Below are 3,677 nucleotides of genomic sequence, written 5' to 3' on the forward strand. Positions count from 1 at the left end.
AAAGATTGAGTTCGGGTACGGTTGCCCTACAAGGCCACGACCCCAAAAGCATCGCCTATTTTAAAGATATTAAGATTAAGATTTTGAAGTAGGGGGATTCTATATTTCTAAAAAAATGTCTTATTAGATTGTTGATTTTTAGTATAAATACTTGAATGTCAAGTTTTTATGGCAAAAATGAGGTGTTTATGAAAAGCCTGAAAGGCTGTTATGATTATAGAAAACCGTACAATAGTTTGGTTCAAAGAACTCCGAAGGAGTGAAATATCATCCCGTCGGGATTCATGTGTTTGGGGTGTATTCGTTTTCTATAATCATATTATCCTTTCAGGATTCTCATCTTCGACTAAATGTTTTATATCCGTCATGGAATAATTAGTCGTTGTGACATGCGTTCAGTTCTACTGCCACATTGGAACTGCGGCTCAAAATGCAATTACTCACCAAAAATAAGTTTATAAGATGCCGTTCTAAGAACGGCTTACACATCGACTGAATGAAAATTCAGCCGAACATCGAAATCTTAAAATCAGATAACTACTCATTAATAATACTTATAACTGCGGTTAATTCTTTGATTAAATCTTCATCGGTTCCGAATCCTGTACTTTTGTATCTTAACTTTCCATTTTTATCAATGATATATTTTGCAGGAATACTCTCAACATTGTAAGCGGTAGAGGCTTCGTAGCTAAGGTTTTTCATTTCATCTATTAGTACATGAAATTCGCTTACTTTCTTGTTTTCAAGTATTTTCTTGATTCTCTCATTTTTGTTTGCTATTTCTTCTTCCATAGTATCAATAAAAAGAAACTTTACGGATTTGTCTTTGAGCTTGCTCATGGTTTTTTGCATGGCAGGAAACGACTTTATACACGGTCCACACCAAGTAGCCCAAAAATCTAAAACAACAACACTTCCTCTAAAATCAGAAAGTTTTACTTTATTTCCTTTCAAATCTTTTAGTTCAAAGTTGGGAGCGTCAATATTGAGCATTTTTTGTTTCAAATAATCAACATTTCCTAACTGCGACTTTTCTTTTATCTCTGAATATAACTTATCAAAACCACTTTCGTCTTTGTTGATGGCAATGTAGGCAACTTTGTAAAGTGAATCAATTTTAGGGTTTGAGACATTATCTACAATAAACTCCTCTGCTTTTGTTTTGGCTTTATCAAATTGATTATCCTCAATTAAGTATTGTATAAGTTGCTGATTTACATTAGGAAAAATGTTATTTCTTAAATAAACGTCTTTATCTTGATAAACGATAGCTCCTTTTTTATCTCCTAATTTTGAAAGAACCTTTGCGTAAGTTTCTAAAGCCATTCCGTAGTATATTGATAAAGAATCGTATTGCTTATGAAAGAAAATTGATTTTTCTGCGAAGATTTTTGCCTGTTTATAGTCTTTTATACCAAGTAAATTTGCTGCTATACTATTACACGAAGTGGCACATATAATGATAGTTTGTTGCGATTTATCTCTCTCTAAAAGTAGATTTAACGTTTCGTTAAACTTATCAACGTCTTTTTTATAAGCATAGGTTGCGAGTAAACCTTCTGATGCCGTTCTTTGGCCTTTCAGTGTTGCATTCGGAAAATCTCTTTTAATATTATTGTAAATGATAATTGCCGTGTCTGGGTCGTATGTTGAATATCCATTTAATAACATCAATTTTCGGTCAAAATCTGTAAAGCCTTTTGGATACTTATTGGCAACCAACGACAATAATGAGTCTTGTTTTCTGAAACTATCATTGGCAAGAACTTCAGCATAGTAATAAGTGAATCTTTCGCCTTCGCCTGTTTTTAGAATTTCGTCATAGCGTAATTTTGCCAAATCTACTGCCTCATTCTTCTGATTAGTTGTTCTTGAAAGAGCTCTAATGTAATAATGAGAAGCGGTTTTTTCTAAATCAGGGTGAAGTTTAAACTCTTTTTCTATCAATTCTAAAGCTCTTTCTTTATCTATATTTCCATTAAAGTTAACCTTATTCCAAAATATCGAATGTCCTTCCGAGAGAAAAGTCCATTTAATAGGTTTACCATTTTTATAAATATTAAACCCATAACCTTTGCCATCGTTATTATCATATTCTTTTTTGTTTGAAATTACGATATAGAAAAAGGTAACAGAGTCCGGGAGCGTGAAACTTCCAACTATTTGATTATTAATGATTTTAGTAGGAATCCCTTTGGTGGGTGAATAATTTGATGGCGTATGTTGAAGTACACAAGACATTTTTGTGCCTTCTTTGACCAACTTGCCTGTGTAAGTAACAGTTATTTGTTGCCCAGCTTCTGGTGTTGGTGTATTTAGTCTTACACTTTGGGCATAAATGTTTACACTCAAGATGCTTAAGAAAAATAATAGCGTGTGTTTCATTTGAGTAAAGAATTGTTGGAAAAAGCTGTGAAGCGACTTTTTGTGTTATTTGCAATTTCAAGATATTTCAATCCTAAAGCAAATAATCGAAATTTTATTTATTAACTGGCATAACCAACTCATAGTTAGTACTTCTACCGCCAGCGGCTTCTTTTTGTAGCACTTCTTTCTTTATCAAATCTTGTATATCTCTCAGAGCGGTATCGGGTGAGCATTTGGCAATTTTTGCCCATTTTGAAGAAGTAAGTTTGCCCTCAAAATTATCCATTAACTTATTGATTATCAGCTTTTGGCGGTCGTTAAATGCTGTGTTTTGGTGTATGTCCCAAAACCTTGCTTTAGATAAAACCTTTTCAAGAATTGTGTCGGTGTCGAGCAATGCTTGGGTCAGACATTCCATAAACCAAAGCAACCAACCCGTAATGTTTGATGTGCCTTTTTGTGTTTTTTCGAGTATGGCGTAGTAGTCGTTTCGCTGTTTCCGTATCTGTGCCGACATACTAAAAAATCGCTGCGAACTACCATCAGCTTTTGATAATTGCATATCGGTAATGGCTCTCGCAATGCGGCCGTTTCCATCATCAAACGGGTGAATCGTCAGAAACCACAAATGTGCAATACCAGCTTTTAGTACGGGGTCAAGGCTTTGCTCGGCATTGAACCAATCAATAAATCGGCTCATTTCTTGGGGCAGTAGTGCCGCATCGGGTGCTTGAAAATGCACTTTTTCCTTGCCCAAAGCCCCCGAAATTACCTGCATTTCTCCCGTACGCCACGCTGCCACTTCAATGGCATACATGCCACTTCTGCCAGTCGGAAACAAAGCAGCGTGCCAATCGAAGAGTCGCTTTTCGCTAAGTGCCGTTTGATTATTTTGGGTAGCATCGAGCATCATTTCTACCATTCCATCTACATTCCTGTCGGAAGCCACTAAGCCCGCAATGTCCATTCCGAGTTTCCGAGCCAACGACGAACGCACCTGTTCAGGATTAAGAAATTCTCCTTCAATTTCCGAAGATTTCAGTACATCGAGCGAGAGCGTTTCTAAAAGAGCCTCTTGGCGTAGGGCAAAACCCAAGATTTCCATTTTGCCAATAAGTTTGCCTTGCAGGTTTCTGACCTTTCCAAGCGATAACGACAAAGCGGCATCGTCCCACGTAAAGTTTGTCCAATTTTCTCGCTGATGTATATAAAAACCCATAGTAAAAATCATTTATGCGGTGAATATAAGAATTAATCTCCGCATAATTTGCGGAGATTAGCAAAATTATTCTCCGCAAAAGCTTTTG

At 36.1% G+C, this 3,677-nt stretch carries 2 protein-coding genes and 1 pseudogene; 1 reads left to right on the plus strand and 2 read right to left on the minus strand.

Translation table 11 applies throughout. The features are described from left to right. Positions 1-92 (plus strand): annotated as a pseudogene (locus ACOVO2_RS12510) (DUF1080 domain-containing protein); the annotation flags it as partial. A 445-nt stretch (positions 93-537) separates the two neighbouring features. Here the strand turns inward: ACOVO2_RS12510 and ACOVO2_RS12515 are convergent. Both ACOVO2_RS12515 and ACOVO2_RS12520 read right to left on the minus strand, forming a co-directional pair. Then, a complete protein-coding gene (locus ACOVO2_RS12515) occupies positions 538-2,388 on the minus strand; it encodes a TlpA family protein disulfide reductase (protein ID WP_421770303.1) in 1,851 nt (616 codons plus the stop codon). Positions 2,389-2,482: 94 nt separating this feature from the next. After that, positions 2,483-3,589: a Fic family protein gene (locus tag ACOVO2_RS12520; RefSeq protein WP_421770304.1), complete on the minus strand. Its 1,107-nt coding sequence runs from the start codon at positions 3,587-3,589 to the stop codon at positions 2,483-2,485. Between the last annotated feature and the right edge of the window lie 88 nt (positions 3,590-3,677).

This window comes from Emticicia sp., assembly GCF_049241225.1.
Taxonomy (GTDB): Bacteria; Bacteroidota; Bacteroidia; order Cytophagales; family Spirosomataceae; genus Emticicia.